This is a genomic window from Mesorhizobium sp. M0276, from assembly GCF_040321755.1.
GTDB lineage: Bacteria > Pseudomonadota > Alphaproteobacteria > Rhizobiales > Rhizobiaceae > Mesorhizobium.
Genome location: NZ_JAMYSC010000003.1, coordinates 1 through 14,741, shown reverse-complemented (window position 1 = coordinate 14,741; position 14,741 = coordinate 1). Strand labels below are relative to the sequence as shown.

The window sequence follows — 14,741 nt, the reverse complement described above, 5'->3', positions numbered from 1 at the left end:
TCTGGCCTCAAACGCTCTCGAGGTATGTCTCGATCTCGAAATCGCTGACATTCAGCGCGAACGTGTTCAACTCTTGGCGTTTGCAGGCAACGAAGGAGTCGCGCAGGATTGCCGGAAAGATTTCCGCCACATGCGTCCCGCTTTCAAAGGCGGCGATCGCGGACGCCCAGTCCGGTGGCAGCTTTGCCGGCGGAAGTCCCTGGCCATCGCTTCCCGTTGGATCGCCAGGCGACAACTGTCTTTCAATGCCAATCAGTGCTGCGCCCAGTATGGCGGCAAGCACCAGGTAGGGATTGGCGTCCGCTCCCGAAACGCGATGCTCGATACGGCGCGCACCGGTCGGTCCGCCGGGAATGCGGATCGCCACCATGCGGTTCTCGTAACCCCAGGCGACGGCGGTCGGTGCGTAGGATCGTGGGCGTAGCCTGCGGTACGAATTGAAGTGCGGGGCGAACACCAGCGTGCTCTCGGCCATCGCCGCAAGCAGGCCGCCGACCGCATGGCGCATGGTCTCCGAACCCTGGTCGGTGCCGTCGTCGAAGACATTGCGCCCTTCTCCGTCGACCAGGCTGAAATGGACGTGAAAGCCGTTGCCGGCCCGGTCGCCATAGGGCTTGGCCATGAAGCAGGCGGCAAAGCCGTGCTTGCGGGCAATGCCCTTCACCGTGCGCTTGAACAGCACCGCATCGTCAGCCGCCCGCAATGCATCCGCGACATGGTTCAGGTTGATCTCGAACTGACCGACACCGTTTTCGGCGATGGCCGTGTCGACGGGAATGCCTTGCGTCCGGCAGGCCTCGTAGACGTCATGGATGAAGGATTCGAAATCGTCGATCTCGTCGATCGACAGCGCCGCGTCGGAATCGAGACGCCGCCCGGTTACCGGCGAGACCGGTCCGACCGGCCGCTGCGATTGCGGATCGACGAGGTAGAATTCGAGTTCCGTTGCCGCGACCGGGGTCAGGCCCAAGGCCTTGTAGCGATCGAGGATGCGGGCCAGCGCCCGTCGTGGGTCGCCGAGATAGGGCGCGCCGCTTTCGTCCGCGAGCCAGAGCGGGATGAGCGCCGTCGGGTGCGCCGTCCAGGCGACCGGCAGAATGCCGCGCCCCGTCCATTGGCACAATCCATCGGCATCGCCCGTCGAGAACACCAGGGTGTTGCCTTCGATGTCCTCGCCCCAGATATCGAGCCCGATCAGCGAATAAGGCATGCGTAGCTTGCCTTCCAGCGCCTTCCTTGCCTGCTCGACCGGAATGCGCTTGCCGCGCATGATGCCGTTGAGGTCGCACACCGCCGCCCTCAGGCTCTGGATGTCGGTTCTGCTGTCAAGCCAGTTCAAAACGTCCGCAATTGCATCGCTCAATTTCTAACCTCTGGTTTTGGAAGGCGCCGCAGCCTGCTCGGCTGCACTGTCCCTGGTAAAATAGCTTGTGAGTTTTCGGGAACCATATCCGGCTAATGCCGGATATTTTCCTTATTTTTTCAATTCACTAGCTGGGATGTCGGGAGGCATTTCAAAACCAATTGCGCGATCTGCGATCGCAACATAGAGGCAAGAAGCCGGAAAGCCAAGGGGCATCCAGGCTGTGATGTCGGCCCCCAGCTCCTGGGCCGATGCCTGCTTCTTCGGCGAGAAAGTCTTGACGGTGACGAACCGCATGCCTTGGCGATTGGCGGAAACGTCGGTCACTTCGTCATCCACGGGCGGAGCAAGGAGCGTAGCGACGCGGCGCAGACCCCTGGAGCTGCTTCGCCCAGGGATGACGACGTTGGGGAGGCTTCAGCCAATCGCGAAGGTTTTGCGACAGTCCGCTGAAAGGAACGATAGGCGGCGCCTTTCGGGTGATCCATTCTAACCTCTCGCCTTCGGAAATCTGGCCTGCTGAAGGATGTGCGCGGCGCCTTCATCGATGTCACGCACGATGGCCATGCGTGCTCGATCCCCATCCTGGGCCTCGATCGCCGCGACGACTTCCTCGTGATAGTCGATGTCGAGAATGGAGGCGAGGTCATCCTCGAACCCCATGGCAAGGTTCCTAAGAAACGGGCCGACCTGCATCCACACGGTCTCGATCAGGAAGATCATCTGCTCGTTGCCGCAATGGCGATAGATCGAGAATTTGAACTCGTGGTTCTTGCGCAGGTAATCGTTGATATCGCCCTTGCGGGCCGCCAGGGTCAGGTCGGTGCAGTGGCGTCGGATCGTCCGCAGATTGTTGCCGTTGATGCGTTTTGTCGCCATCTCGGTCGCCGAGCCTTCGAGGATCGTGCGCACCGCGGTCAACTGCGAGAACCGCTCGGCCGAAATGACCGGCACTTCGACGCTGCCGTTCGGCACAGGGCTGAGCGCCCGCAGTGCCTGAAGCCGCATGAAGGCGCTGCGCACCGGCATGTCGCTAGTGCCGAGTTCCTTGGCGAGCTTGCGTGAGGTCAGCTTCTGGCCCGGCGCGAAATGGCCCGACATCAGCGCCCGCACGAGTTCCAGATAGACCTTCTCATGCAGGGGAACGGTGTCGACGGCGCTCAAGCCGACTTGTGTCTTGTCGGCCATTGGCGGGGACGCTGCTTCATTCGTTCTGAAATCTACCCTGACGACAACAGCCGGGGATAATCCTGCCTGGCCGATCGCGGCGAGAACGCCAAGTCAGCGATCTATCGCCGCATGATAGACGCTTCGGTCGTCGCGCGGCAAGCCAGCTCGTCACCCGGTAGTGTCTCAGTTTGAAATTTGCCCGAATGCAATATGCATTTCCCATATCGGGCCGGCCTCCTATATGCTTAGCGGAAAGCATGGGAGCGACAATGGCCTTCACTGTCATCTGGTATGGAAGACAGGGCATCATCGATAAGGTGATCTTCGACGCCGAGAAGGCGGCCAAAGACCACGCTACCTCCATGTTCCAGACCCGAAGGGGAGACGATGGAATCGTGTCCGTAGAAGTTCGTAAGGACAACGGCACTGTTGTTTTTAGCCATGCGGAGAACTAGGAATGCCTACCGGACCTAAAGGCCAGAAGCGCCCCGCCGACGTGATCGGCAATGCCGTCCGCGTCATGCGCATTGCCACCGGCGAGGAATCCGACGACGTGATTGACGACGGCAAAGACCCGGCAGCCAAGGCGCTTGGCGCGAAGGGCGGGAAGAAGCGGGCGGAAAACATGACGCCAGAGCGGCGCGCCGAGATCGCTAAGAAGGCGGCTGAGAAGCGGTGGGGTAAGCGCTAGAGTCCCTCGCTTCCAAAATCCATCGCAATCGTCTCGCCATAGCGAGGATGGATTTTATCCAAGTTCCTTTTGAACTCTTCGTAATTCGAGCTTAGGCGCATAATTGTCGTTACAGACGCCAGATGCTCGCGCAACTTCGGGTGGCCCATGTCCGGGGTCAGCTTCCTGTGCATGTGATGCTTACGACGCCCAGAGGGCAGCTTAGGGGTCGTGTTGCGCAGTTCTTCCCTGATACCAGGCGCTAGACGGTCGTAAATAATATCGTTTGTGAGGTGGCCGAAATATTGGGGACGCTTAACCGTCTCGCGCGGAAAATCCAGATTGCGAAGGCGGAAAAGCTGCTCATAAAACATGTTGGGGAACGTTGGAACCCAAGGCTGCAATTCCTTCGCAATGAACTTTTCCAGAATCTTTGCGAGAGCGTCGGCTGCGCGATCTCGCTGATATCCGGTTGCTTCGTCAACGAGAGCAACGATGCCGACGGTCGCGAGGCCACGCATCAGAATGTCGGCCTGAGTAGCGATGTGTTTCTGATTGCCTGTCAATTCGTCCGCGTCTCTGGCCTTCAAGTAGACTTCACAGACTTGCGGCAGCATCTCCGCCCGGTAACCGAAAGCCTTTTGACCAGAAGGAAGCCTAAATTCGATCTGACTGGACGTCACGTACAAGTCATTGGAAATGAATGGCTTTAGGTTCTTGGCGGTCAAAAAAGCAGGCAAGTTGACGTCAGCGTCATAGAAGCCACGTCCCTTGGCCTGCCGTGATCTACCAAGCGCTCGCATCATGTCGCTCTGAGTGAGAACCCGGATGCCATTTTCAAGAACGGCACATGACAGATGGGCATCACCTACCTCAATCTCGCCGGTGTAGATGGCCGCTGGGAGGTCTTTGTTCCATCTGTTGTCGGCTGCGCGCTTTGCAATCTCACTTCGTTCTATAGGCGTCAGAGAATTGGCCCGCGCTCTGGCGGCTTCTGCCTTCTTAGGGTCTTTGTCTGTCATCGGGGTTCCTCGTGCTTGCATATCGATTGTGCAAGCATATGCTTGCATCTACGATTCTGCAAGCATGGAAAATTCACATGACAGAAATGCTTGGCACTAAGCATAAAAGTTCAGATATTAGGGGCATGAACAAGCTGCCCCTCAAGAACCGCGTCCAAATCCTGACCATGCTTTGCGAGGGTTCTTCGATGCGCTCTATCTCTCGCATTGCCGACGTGTCGATCAACACGGTTTCGAAGCTGCTTGTCGATGCCGGCAAATTCTGCGCCGAGATGCATGACCGCGAAGTCCGCAACGTGAAGGCCAAGCGCGTTCAGTGCGATGAAATCTGGTCGTTCACTGGCGCGAAGCAGAAGAACGTCGCGGCGATGAAGAACCACGTCGAACGCGCTGGCGACACTTGGACGTGGACCGCTTTGGATAGCGACAGCAAGCTTATCATTTCGTGGCTGGTCGGCGGTCGCGATGGCGAATACGCACTGGCCTTCATGGACGACGTAAAGGAGCGTCTTGCCAATCGCGTCCAGCTTACGACAGACGGTCACAAAGCCTATCTCAACGCGGTCGAGAAAGCCTTTGGAGCCGACATCGACTAAGCCGTGCTAGTCAAGATGTATGGCGAACCGGAAGGCAAGGCAGTGCCACAGGAACGCCGCTACAGCCCCGCCGTATGCACTGGCGCAAAGAAGACCCGCATAGAAGGCTCGCCCGATCTGGCGATGTCAGCACGTCGCACGTTGAACGCCAGAACCTCACCATGCGCATGCAGATGCGCCGCTTTACACGCCTCACCAACGCGTTCTCAAAGAAGTTCGAAAACCACGTTCACATGGTTGCGCTATACACGGTCTGGTACAACTTCATCCGCATCCACAAGACGCTGAAGACCTCGCCTGGAATGGCCGCTGGCGTGTCACAGACGCTTTGGTCGATGGACGATCTTTGCGAGAAGATGGACGCTGTTGCGCCGAAGCCAGGCAAGCGCGGACCCTACAAGCTGCGGGACTAAGCAGTTTCGAGCGTGCCGTGCAGCCGGAAGAATTTGGCTAGACTTTTTGCCGCATCCTCAGATGCAAATTTGGCCAGAACCCGACCCGGCGCCTTGAGGTCTTCTCTGTCTACAGCAATCAGATAGAGGCCGAATTGATCGAATTCGGGGTTATCCTGCCGCGCAATATCCGCCTCATGATCTGTTATTTCGCAGATACACAAACTCTCACGGTTCGATAAAGTAGCGACTGCTTGGAACGTCATGATTCGTCTCCTTCAAGGAAGGGTGGGCATCTGTGGTTAACAAACCGACAATTTCAGTAAACAAACTTGGGGAATACATTACCAGCAAAGGGGCGAGGCAGCGGAAAATTCTGCATGACCGGAAGTATCCAGACCCCGATTTCCAAATGGGCATGTACCACAGAGAGGCCAGCGAGGCGGTTGCGTCCTACATTGCCAGCGGTGCGATCGACCAGTCCCCTTTGGACTCCGTTCTTCATTCCCTTGAGCAGTTGACCCCAGACAAGGTGGGGACGGCGCGGCGGATAAACGCCAACATTGACGCTCTGGAACGCTTCAGCACGATGTTGGACGACATGGACCTTATGGGAGCCGAGCCGGTACTGGGTGCTCATGCGCCGGCCAAGCTGACCTTCCATAACGTCGAAATATCTGTTCGACCTGAAATCGTGTTGCGCGCCACGATCAAGGGCAAACTTTACGTTGGTGCGTTGAAGTTCCATTTTTCTAAGTCGCATCCTCACACCGCTGAATCCGCCGGCTTTGTGTCGGCGGCAGTTAACGAATATTGCCGCCTTCATGTTGTCGGATATGGCGATGGCATCGTTAATGCGGCATTTTGCCAAGTCATTGACGTTGCCTCTGGGAATGTCTTCCCCGGCGTGAAGGCGACCAAGCAGCGCCTCAATGACATCTCTGCCGAATGCCAGAACATTGCGGCACTTTGGCCAACGATCTGATTTCAAATTTCAAACTGAGACACTACCCGTCACCCTGCCGGTGGTTGCATCTGGCAAACGTTCCCAGAGACGGTTGCGTTGTTTCGGCGACTGTCGAAACCCCATCGGCGATTCGGGCCTGCGCCGGATACTCACCTCCACGACCCCCTGTCCAATCCGTCATCACAAATCTTGACCTAGCACGCACTTGCACCTCTGGCCGCTCTCTGGCTTTTTGGGGTACCCATCCGAACGGACTGATTCGCGTCGTGCCGCTCGATTGCAATGTTCCCAAGGCAGTCTGGGGGTGGGCCGTGAAGCGCGCGCAATTAGCGAAGGAGAAGCAGGCATGGCCGAGTTCAAGAAGCCCGAAATCTCCGAGATGAGACCCAAGATCACCGTTATCGGCATTGGCGGCGGCGGCGGCAATGCCGTCAATAACATGATCGCGGAGCAGCTTCAGGGCACGGAATTCATCGCCGCCAACACCGACGCCCAGGCGTTGACCATGTCGAAGGCGACGCGGCTGATCCAGCTTGGCGCTCACGTCACCGAGGGATTGGGCGCTGGCTCGCTTCCTGAGATCGGCCGTGCCGCGGCCGAGGAATCGCTCGACGAGATCATGGATCATCTGGCCGGCACGCATATGTGTTTCGTCACCGCCGGAATGGGCGGCGGCACCGGAACCGGCGCTGCACCCATCATCGCCCAGGCGGCGCGCAAGGCCGGTATCCTGACGGTGGGTGTCGTCACCAAGCCGTTCACCTTCGAAGGCCGGCGCCGCATGCAGATGGCCGAAGAGGGCATCGAGCGGCTGCGCGAGAGCGCTGATACGGTGATCGTCATCCCGAACCAGAACCTGTTCAGGATCGCCGATGCCAAGACCACCTTCGCCGATGCATTCGTCATCGCCGACCGGGTGCTCTATGCCGGCGTCAGCTGCATCACCGATCTCATCGTCAAGGAAGGCCTAATCAATCTCGACTTCGCCGATGTCAAATCGGTGATGCGCGACATGGGCCGCGCCATGATGGGCACCGGCGAGGCCTCCGGCGAGGGCCGGGCGATGAAGGCTGCGGAAGCCGCGATCGCCAACCCCCTGCTCGACGAAGTGTCGATGAAGGGCGCCAAGGGCGTCCTGGTCTCGATATCGGGCGGCAGGGACATGACCCTGTTCGAGGTCGACGAGGCCGCGACCCGCATCCGCGAAGAGGTCTACGAGGATGCCGACATCATCGTCGGCGCGATCTTTGACAAGAGCATGGAAGGCCGCTTCAGGGTCTCGGTGGTGGCGACAGGCCTCGACCGTGCGTCTGGAGCAGAGGATGGCGATGCCGGCATCGCCCGGGACCACCTCGGCCCGAGCGCGCGGACGCTTCAGTAGGGTCTGGCCGACCCGGATGCGGAGCGCTAGCCTCCAATGTCGTAATCCCTGGGCGGAGCAGCCGCGAAGCGGCGTCGCGGAGACCCTGGGATCCATGCCGCGACCTTAATCATGCAGAGGGCAGCGGAACAAAGTTCTGCACCGCGGCAGCGCTTGGAAGTCGCGGCATGAATCGTGGTTCTGCGCCGCGTCGCTTCGCCCCAGGATGACGAAGCGATGGGCGTTTCCGCCAATAGTCAGGGCACGCCCAAACCCCACCACGTTGGTCGAATCGCTCGTCAGTCCGCTTTGGATAGAAATTTAAAACGTTTGCATTTTTGCGAAAGGCAATTACAAACGTTTCAAACTTGTTCGAGGGAGAAGGATGACGACCCGCGTCATCACGCTCAAGGAGCTTGCCGCAGGCCTCGACCTGTCGATCACGACGGTGTCGCGGGCGCTTGCCGGCCATGAACAGATCGCGCTGAAGACGCGCGAACGTGTCGCGCACGCGGCGCGTCAGGCGGGGTACGTGCCCAACACCGCGGCGCGCACGCTTGTCTCCGGCCGCAGTGGCTTCGTCGGCCTCGTGTTGCCGATCCGCGGACCGAACCTTGTCGATTCCTTCCTTGGCGAATTCGTCACCGGGCTCGGCGAAGGGCTGGTATCGCATGGCGCCGACCTGATCCTGGCCACCGCCGCCTTCGGCCATTCGGAACTGTCGGTGCTGCGCCATGTCGTCGAGTCCGGACGCGCCGATGGCGTCGTCGTGACGCGTATCGCCGCGGTCGACGAGCGGCTCGCCTATCTGCGCGAACGCGGCTTTCCGTTCGTTGCCCATGGCCGGTTGCTCGACAGCGACTTCGGCTACAACTGGCTCGATACCGACGGCGCCCATGCCTTCGGCGAAGCCTTCGACATGCTCTACGATCTCGGCCACCGCCATTTCGGCCTGGTGACGATTTCCGAACCGATGACGTTCCGGCATCTCAGGCAAGACGGCTTTGCCGCGGCCATTGCCCGTCGGGGCGATCCTTCGGTGCGGCTCGACGTGGTGACGGCGCCGCGCTTCGATCACGGAGCCCGCGTCCAGGCCGTCAACCGCATGCTGCTGGGTCCTGACAGGCCGACGGCCATTGTCGCTCTGTTCGACGAACTGGCTTTGACCGTGATGGAGGAGGCCGCCCGCGCAGGCCTCAGCGTACCGCGCGACCTCTCCGTCATCGGTTTCGACAACATTGCCGCTTCGGCCTACGCGCCACCCGGCCTGACCACATTCGATGCCTCGATCCGCCAATGCGCGCGCGAGATCGCCGACATGCTGCTCACCATCATCGCCGACAAGCCCACCGCACCGTTGACGCGGCTGATCCGGCCGACGCTGGTTGCGCGCGCAAGCCATGGACCCGCACCGCAGACGAGAAGCTGACGCCGCCGTGACGGCGCATATCCAGGGAGGAAGACCGTGATGAAAGCATTGAAGACACTGCTCGGCGCCGCGCTGGCGTTATCGATCGCCTCAGGCGGCGCGCAGGCCCAGCAGGTGCTGTTCTGGTCGACGCAGGCGCGCCCCGTCGAGGAAACCCAAAAGATGCGCGACGAGGTGCTGAAGGGTTTTGACGGTGCGGTCGACTATCAGGTCGCCGAGACCGGCCCCTGGCTCACCCGCTTGCAGGCCGAACTGCAGGCCGGCACCGGCACCATCGGCGTGCTCGGCGGCCTGCATGGTGATTTCTCCAATGTCGGCGCGAACTTTGTCGATCTGTCCGGCGTCGATGTCGGCGGCGTCAAGGTCAACGAAGCTTACAAGAAGCTTGGCATGCTCGGCACCGGCGAGCAGAAATACCTGCCATGGATGCAGGCCACCTATTTGATGGCGGCGAACAGGCAGGCCTTGCAATATCTGCCGCAAGGCGTCGATCTCAACACCATCACCTATGACCAGTTGATCGAATGGTCGAAGAACATCGCCGAGAAAACCGGCTCGCCGAAATTCGGCTTTCCCGCCGGTCCAAAAGGGCTCAAGCACCGCTTCTTCGAGGGGTTCCTCTACCCGTCCTACACCGGCTCGATGGTGACCAAGTTCCGTTCACCGGAAGCCGAGATCGCCTGGAACAAGTTCAAGGAATTGTGGCAATACACCAACCCGAACTCGACCAACTATGCCTTCATGCAGGAGCCGCTTTTGACCGGCGATGTCTGGGTGGCGTTCGACCATGTCGCGCGGCTTGCCGACGCCTTCAACAAGAAGCCGGATGAGTTTGTTGCCTTTCCGGCGCCGGCCGGCCCCGCCGGTCGCGGATTCATGCCTGTCGTGGCCGGTGTCGCCATCCCGAAGACCTCGCCCGACATCGACAAGGCCAAGGCGCTGGTCGCCTACATGCTGAAGCCGGAAACCCAGATCGCGACGCTGAAAGCCACGAATTTCTTCCCGGTCGTCGACGTCAAGCTGCCTGACGACATGCCGGCTTCGGTCAAGGCCTTCGGTCCGGCGATCACCACCATGACCGGGGCTCCCGATGCCCTGCCGGCACTGCTGCCGATGGGGCTCGGCGATCTCGATGGCAAGTTCAACCAGGTCTACACCGACAGCTTCGAGCGCATCGTGCTCGGCGGCGAGGACGTGCATGGCGTGCTTGGCGAAGAGGCCACGGTGCTCAAGGGCCTGATCGACCAGGCCAAGGCGCCGTGCTGGGCACCTGACAAGCCATCCACCGGCGCTTGCCCCGTCGACTAAATCCGCCCGAGGGGGCGCCCGTTGTTTTTTCCCCTCCGGGCGCCCAGACCCGCACCCACATGGCCGCAGCATCGCAAAGGACACCACCATGCACGGCAAGGCTCTGCCCTATCTGCTGCTGATGCCGGCGACCTTGTTCCTCTGCATCTTCTTCCTTTACCCCTTCGCGCTGGTCGCTTTCGAGGCGGTGACCCGGGACGGCGCCTTCACCCTCGACAATTTTCGCACCATGGCCGACAGCTGGAAATTCCCCGTCACGGTCCGCAACACGCTGCTGCTCGCGGCGATCGTCGTGCCGATCCAGCTCGCCATGGCGTTGCTGATGGCAAGCGTGGTGGCGCGGCTGGAGACCGGACGAAGCGCGGCGCTCTATGTGTTCGCCATTCCGCTCGGCATTTCCGACCTCGCCGCGGGCCTGATCTGGCTCGCTATCTTCGACCAGTCCGGCTTCCTCAACACGCTGCTCTCCAACCTTGGCGTCGTCGACAAGCCGATCATGTTTCTCGGCTATCAGAGCAAACTGACCATCTTCATCGCCGTAGCGCTGGCCGAGATCTGGCGTGCCACCGCGATCATGATGGTCATCCTCGTCGCCGGCATGGGCCTGATCCCCAAGGAATATTACGAGGCGGCGGAGGTGTTTGGGGCCAGCCCATGGCAGCGCTTTGTGCGCATCACGCTGCCATTGCTGCGCCCCAGCCTGCAGACGGCGATCATCCTGCGGGTCATCCTCGCCTTCGAAGTCTTCGCCGTCGTCGCAGCGCTTGGCGGCACAAATCTGCCGGTGCTGATGGGCGAGACCTACAATTGGCAATTCACGCTGCAGGACCGCAATGTCGCCGCCGCCTCGGCGCTGCTCATCCTCGCCATCTCGATCGCCTTCACGCTGTTTTTCCTCAGGGTGCTGCGGGTGCCCAAAGAGGCGCGGATATGAGCGCCATCGCCGAAGTACCGGCCACGGCGCCCGCCGATGCGCGCAGGGCCGGCGACTGGCTGCTGATCGCCGCCGCCATCCTGCTTTGCGTCTGGGTGCTGCTGCCGATCTATCTCTTGCTCGTCAACGCGCTGTCGTCGCCGGGTGAGGTCACCGCCTTTCCCAAGCGCTTCTTTCCGTCCTTCGATTTTGGAAGCCTGTCCTTCTTCATCGAATTTGCCGGCGTCGCCAGGGCACTGTGGAACTCGGTCCTCGTCGCCACCCTGACGATGATCCTGTCCATCGGCTTCGGTGCGCCGGCCGGCTACGCGCTGTCGCGTTTCGACTTTCCGGGCAAGGAGGCCTTCCGCTTCCTGGTGCTGATGACGCGCGCCTTCCCGTTGCCTCTGCTGGCATTGCCGCTGGCGGTGATGTTCATCCGCACCGGCCTCGACGACACCGCCATCGGGCTGGCGCTGGTCCATACCACGCTGGCGCTGCCGTTTGCCGTCCTGATCACTTTCTCGCTGTTTTCAGGCATTCCCGTCGAACTCGAAGAGGCGGCCTGGACGCTCGGCTGCACAAGGCTGCAGGCCTTTCGCAAGGTCATCCTGCCGCTGGCGCTGCCCGGCATCGCGGCCTCGGCGGTGTTTGCCTTCACCATCTCCTGGAACGAGGTGTTTGCCGCCGCCGTGCTCACCATCGAGAACCGCACGCTGACCGCCTTCCTGCTGCAAAGCCTCGGTGAATCGCCGCTCTATCTTAAATTCGCCGGCGGTGCCGCGCTGGTCGTGCCGGCGCTGATCTTCATCTTCGCTGTTCGAAAATACCTGTTTGCCATGTGGGGGATCGCCAACCGATGACGCGAGACACGGAGACCGCACATGGCTGAAATCGCGATCAAGAGTGTGGCCAAGCGCTTCGGCGGCTTCACCGCCCTGCACCAGATCGACCTCACCATATCAGATCAGGAGTTCATGGTGCTGCTTGGCGCCTCGGGCTGCGGCAAGACCACCCTGCTGCGCATCGTCGCCGGGCTGGAAACGCCAAGCCAGGGCGAGGTCTGGATTGGCGGCCGCCGCGTCGACCATCTGCCGCCGCGCGACCGCGGCATCGCCATGGTGTTCCAGAACTATGCCGTCTTTCCGCACCTGACCGTGTTCGAGAACATCGCCTTCGGCCTGCGCATGAAGAAATTGCCGCAAGCTGACGTCGAGCGCCGCGTCAGCCGCACCGCCGAACTGATGCATATCGAGCAATTGCTGAAACGCTATTCGGGCCAGCTGTCCGGCGGCCAGCGCCAGCGCGTTGCCGTCGCCCGTGCGCTCGCCATGGAGCCCGACGTCATCCTGATGGACGAGCCGCTGTCGAACCTAGATGCGCTGCTGCGGCTGGAAATGCGCGCTGAACTCAAGGGCGTGCTTGCCGCGTCGAAGACCACCACCATTTATGTCACCCACGACCAGGTCGAGGCGATGAGCCTCGCCGACCGCATCGCCGTCATGCATCAAGGCCGCATCGTCCAGGCCGCGTCGCCGGTCGAGGTCTACCGCAATCCGGCCGCGCGTTTCGTCGGCTCCTTCATCGGCAACCCGCCGATGAATTTTATTCCGGCAACCAAGGCCGCGAATGGCAGCTGGACCGTTGCCGGACTGACGCTGCCCGGCCCCAAATCGGACAAGCAGAACATAGACTTCGCCATCCGCCCCGAAGACGTCGGTGCCGGCAGCGAGGGCCTGCATGCCACCGTGCGCGTCATCGAGCCGCTCGGACCACACACGCTGGTCACCTGCGATGTCGAGGGCGGCCTGTTCCGCGCCATCCTGGACTCGAATGCCGGCGTCCAGGTCGGCGATCGCCTGCGGCTCGCGCCCAAACCCGACCGCATCCGCTGGTTCGATCCCGAAACCACCAATGCTCTTTGATACCGAAAGCTCCGAACTCTCATGACTGCTTCCGCCGCCAGTGACATCATCGCCCGCGCCGTCGAGGTGCTGAAAGAGAACGACAAGGGCGCCTACACCATCCCGACGAAAGGTCTCTATCCGTTCCAGTGGAACTGGGATTCCTGCCTGACCGCTCTCGGTCTGGCCCATTATGACGAGGCCCGCGCCTGGACCGAGATCGAAACCTTGTTCGCGCACCAATGGCCGGATGGCATGGTGCCGCACATCGTCTTCCATGTCTGGAGCGACGGCTATTTTCCCGGACCGGAAGTCTGGCGCACCGGCCGCCCGACTGCCACTTCAGGCATCACCCAGCCGGCCGTTGCAGGCTTTGCCATACGCCGCCTGTTCGACCGGGCCAAGGACAAGAAATTGGCTGCGGAGCGGGCCCGCGCGCTGCTGCCGAAGATCGACGCCTGGCACCGCTGGTTTTACGAAAACCGCGACCCCAGAGGCGAGGGACTGGTCGCCATCATCCATCCCTGGGAGTCCGGCCGCGACAATTCCATCGACTGGGACGAGGCCTTCGAGTGCGTGCCGACCGAAGGCGTCGAGCCCTACTCGCGCCGCGACACTTTACACGCCGATCCGGCGCATCGCCCGACGCAAGGCCAGTATGACCGCTACATCTGGCTGTTGCAGCACTTTCGCGGGCTTGGCTGGGACAACACCAAATTGCATGACGCCTCGCCATTCCAGGTCGTCGATCCCGGCTTCAACGCCATTTTGGTCCGCTCCTGCGCCGATCTCGCCGATCTCGCACAAGTGCTGGGCGAAACCGGGATCGCCGGCGCCAATCGCGTCCGCGCTCAAAAGGGCCTGGATGCGATGGAGCGGCTGTGGAGCGATGCGCACGGCCAGTATCTCTGCCTCGACCGCGTCACCGGCAGACTGGTCGACAGCGCCTCAGTCGGCGGCATCCTGCCGGCCTTCGCGGCCATTCCCGGGGCTCGCACCGCTGCGCTGGCCGCAACCGTCGAACGCCTTGCCGCCAAGGCACGCTACGTCGTCCCGTCGCATGATCCAGACGATCCACGTTTCGACTCCAAGCGCTATTGGCGCGGCCCGGTCTGGCTGGTGGTCAACTACATAATATCAGACGGCCTCGCCGCCGCCGGCCACAACGACGCGGCACGGCGCATCACGCAATCCAGCCTGGATTTGATCCGGGAAAGCGGCTTTGCAGAATATTACGACCCGCTCACCGGCGATCCGCTTGGCGGCGGCCGCTTCACCTGGACGGCGGCGATGGTGATCGAGTTTTTGAGGGGGGCGTAGGGGCAGCACCGCCCTCTCTTTCCCTTCTCCCCTTGTGGGCCCCTTGTGGGAGAAGGTGGCCGAGCGCAGCTCGGTCGGATGAGGGGTGTTCCAGAAGACACCGCCGCCTCACTCCGCTGGACCTCAACCGTCTCGGCGCTGCGCGCCGATCCACCTTCTCCCACAACAAGCAGGACTGTCCGGGGAAAGTTATTCATATATGAAGGCCATCTGATTGAGGCAGGATCGGTCTCTTGGTCGGTTCGGATTGACCGGCGGCGGCTTATCGATGGCGTTTATTTTTCGCCGCCCGAACAAGTATTGGGCGACCAGCTCTGTGAACCGCAG

At 61.2% G+C, this 14,741-nt stretch carries 15 protein-coding genes and 1 pseudogene; 11 read left to right on the top strand and 5 right to left on the bottom strand.

The annotated features are described in order from the left end of the window. Positions 1-7: 7 nt before the first annotated feature. The 3 genes from NKJ01_RS03345 to NKJ01_RS03335 all read right to left on the bottom strand — a co-directional run bounded on the left by NKJ01_RS03345 (position 8) and on the right by NKJ01_RS03335 (position 2,551). Entirely contained in the window at positions 8-1,363 is a 1,356-nt protein-coding gene (locus NKJ01_RS03345; RefSeq protein ID WP_352726079.1) for a glutamine synthetase family protein, read from the bottom strand. Between the two features lie 111 nt (positions 1,364-1,474). Next, complete coding sequence (locus NKJ01_RS03340; RefSeq protein WP_352726077.1) at positions 1,475-1,690, bottom strand: hypothetical protein; 216 nt, start codon at positions 1,688-1,690, stop codon at positions 1,475-1,477. 162 nt (positions 1,691-1,852) lie between these two features. Beyond that, positions 1,853-2,551 (bottom strand): GntR family transcriptional regulator, encoded by a 699-nt coding sequence (locus NKJ01_RS03335; RefSeq protein WP_352726076.1) that lies wholly within the window; start codon positions 2,549-2,551, stop codon positions 1,853-1,855. 251 nt (positions 2,552-2,802) lie between these two features. Here NKJ01_RS03335 and NKJ01_RS03330 point away from each other — a divergent pair, with 251 nt between their 5' ends. Together NKJ01_RS03330 and NKJ01_RS03325 are read left to right on the top strand one after the other, a co-directional pair. Further along, on the top strand, positions 2,803-2,988 hold the full coding sequence (locus NKJ01_RS03330) for a hypothetical protein (protein WP_352726075.1): 186 nt from the start codon (positions 2,803-2,805) through the stop codon (positions 2,986-2,988). Between the two features lie 2 nt (positions 2,989-2,990). Further along, complete coding sequence (locus NKJ01_RS03325; protein WP_352726073.1) at positions 2,991-3,224, top strand: RNA-binding protein; 234 nt, start codon at positions 2,991-2,993, stop codon at positions 3,222-3,224. On the opposite strand, the gene NKJ01_RS03320 is transcribed toward NKJ01_RS03325, so the two are convergent. Then, positions 3,221-4,225 (bottom strand): P63C domain-containing protein, encoded by a 1,005-nt coding sequence (locus NKJ01_RS03320; protein ID WP_352726071.1) that lies wholly within the window; start codon positions 4,223-4,225, stop codon positions 3,221-3,223. The two genes, NKJ01_RS03325 and NKJ01_RS03320, sit on opposite strands and share 4 nt — an antisense overlap. A gap of 125 nt (positions 4,226-4,350) precedes the next feature. On the opposite strand from NKJ01_RS03320, the pseudogene NKJ01_RS03315 reads away from it, so the two are divergent. Beyond that, a pseudogene (locus NKJ01_RS03315) lies at positions 4,351-5,234 on the top strand (IS1 family transposase). Here NKJ01_RS03315 and NKJ01_RS03310 read toward each other — a convergent pair. Next, entirely contained in the window at positions 5,231-5,479 is a 249-nt protein-coding gene (locus NKJ01_RS03310) for a hypothetical protein (protein ID WP_352726069.1), read from the bottom strand. The pseudogene NKJ01_RS03315 and the gene NKJ01_RS03310 overlap by 4 nt on opposite strands. Before the next feature lie 32 nt (positions 5,480-5,511). On the opposite strand from NKJ01_RS03310, the gene NKJ01_RS03305 reads away from it, so the two are divergent. From NKJ01_RS03305 to NKJ01_RS03270, 8 genes are all read left to right on the top strand, one after another. Continuing rightward, positions 5,512-6,198 carry a hypothetical protein gene (locus NKJ01_RS03305; RefSeq protein ID WP_352726067.1) on the top strand — a complete coding sequence of 229 codons (687 nt, stop codon included), beginning with the start codon at positions 5,512-5,514 and terminating at the stop codon, positions 6,196-6,198. A 328-nt stretch (positions 6,199-6,526) separates the two neighbouring features. Further along, positions 6,527-7,561 carry a cell division protein FtsZ gene (gene ftsZ / locus NKJ01_RS03300; RefSeq protein ID WP_352726065.1) on the top strand — a complete coding sequence of 345 codons (1,035 nt, stop codon included), beginning with the start codon at positions 6,527-6,529 and terminating at the stop codon, positions 7,559-7,561. Positions 7,562-7,925: 364 nt separating this feature from the next. After that, complete coding sequence (locus NKJ01_RS03295; RefSeq protein WP_352726063.1) at positions 7,926-8,969, top strand: substrate-binding domain-containing protein; 1,044 nt, start codon at positions 7,926-7,928, stop codon at positions 8,967-8,969. A 39-nt stretch (positions 8,970-9,008) separates the two neighbouring features. Continuing rightward, positions 9,009-10,277, top strand: a complete 1,269-nt coding sequence (locus NKJ01_RS03290; RefSeq protein WP_352726061.1) for an ABC transporter substrate-binding protein — start codon at positions 9,009-9,011, stop codon at positions 10,275-10,277. Positions 10,278-10,365: 88 nt separating this feature from the next. Further along, positions 10,366-11,211 (top strand): carbohydrate ABC transporter permease, encoded by an 846-nt coding sequence (locus NKJ01_RS03285; RefSeq protein WP_352726059.1) that lies wholly within the window; start codon positions 10,366-10,368, stop codon positions 11,209-11,211. Next, complete coding sequence (locus NKJ01_RS03280; RefSeq protein ID WP_352726057.1) at positions 11,208-12,053, top strand: carbohydrate ABC transporter permease; 846 nt, start codon at positions 11,208-11,210, stop codon at positions 12,051-12,053. Before NKJ01_RS03285 ends, NKJ01_RS03280 begins: the two co-directional genes overlap by 4 nt. Positions 12,054-12,074: 21 nt before the next feature. After that, entirely contained in the window at positions 12,075-13,115 is a 1,041-nt protein-coding gene (locus NKJ01_RS03275; protein ID WP_352726055.1) for an ABC transporter ATP-binding protein, read from the top strand. 21 nt (positions 13,116-13,136) lie between these two features. Continuing rightward, positions 13,137-14,414 (top strand): amylo-alpha-1,6-glucosidase, encoded by a 1,278-nt coding sequence (locus NKJ01_RS03270; protein WP_352726053.1) that lies wholly within the window; start codon positions 13,137-13,139, stop codon positions 14,412-14,414. The last annotated feature ends 327 nt before the right edge of the window (positions 14,415-14,741 follow it).

What these genes read in the sequence shown, in the direction of transcription:
- NKJ01_RS03335 (WP_352726076.1), bottom strand. Translation starts at nt 2,551, where the DNA reads ATGGCCGACAAGACACAAGTCGGCTTGAGCGCCGTCGACACCGTTCCC.
- NKJ01_RS03330 (WP_352726075.1), top strand. Translation starts at nt 2,803, where the DNA reads ATGGCCTTCACTGTCATCTGGTATGGAAGACAGGGCATCATCGATAAG.
- NKJ01_RS03325 (WP_352726073.1), top strand. Translation starts at nt 2,991, where the DNA reads ATGCCTACCGGACCTAAAGGCCAGAAGCGCCCCGCCGACGTGATCGGC.
- NKJ01_RS03320 (WP_352726071.1), bottom strand. Translation starts at nt 4,225, where the DNA reads ATGACAGACAAAGACCCTAAGAAGGCAGAAGCCGCCAGAGCGCGGGCC.
- NKJ01_RS03310 (WP_352726069.1), bottom strand. Translation starts at nt 5,479, where the DNA reads ATGACGTTCCAAGCAGTCGCTACTTTATCGAACCGTGAGAGTTTGTGT.
- ftsZ (WP_352726065.1), top strand. Translation starts at nt 6,527, where the DNA reads ATGGCCGAGTTCAAGAAGCCCGAAATCTCCGAGATGAGACCCAAGATC.
- NKJ01_RS03295 (WP_352726063.1), top strand. Translation starts at nt 7,926, where the DNA reads ATGACGACCCGCGTCATCACGCTCAAGGAGCTTGCCGCAGGCCTCGAC.
- NKJ01_RS03290 (WP_352726061.1), top strand. Translation starts at nt 9,009, where the DNA reads ATGAAAGCATTGAAGACACTGCTCGGCGCCGCGCTGGCGTTATCGATC.
- NKJ01_RS03285 (WP_352726059.1), top strand. Translation starts at nt 10,366, where the DNA reads ATGCACGGCAAGGCTCTGCCCTATCTGCTGCTGATGCCGGCGACCTTG.
- NKJ01_RS03280 (WP_352726057.1), top strand. Translation starts at nt 11,208, where the DNA reads ATGAGCGCCATCGCCGAAGTACCGGCCACGGCGCCCGCCGATGCGCGC.
- NKJ01_RS03275 (WP_352726055.1), top strand. Translation starts at nt 12,075, where the DNA reads ATGGCTGAAATCGCGATCAAGAGTGTGGCCAAGCGCTTCGGCGGCTTC.
- NKJ01_RS03270 (WP_352726053.1), top strand. Translation starts at nt 13,137, where the DNA reads ATGACTGCTTCCGCCGCCAGTGACATCATCGCCCGCGCCGTCGAGGTG.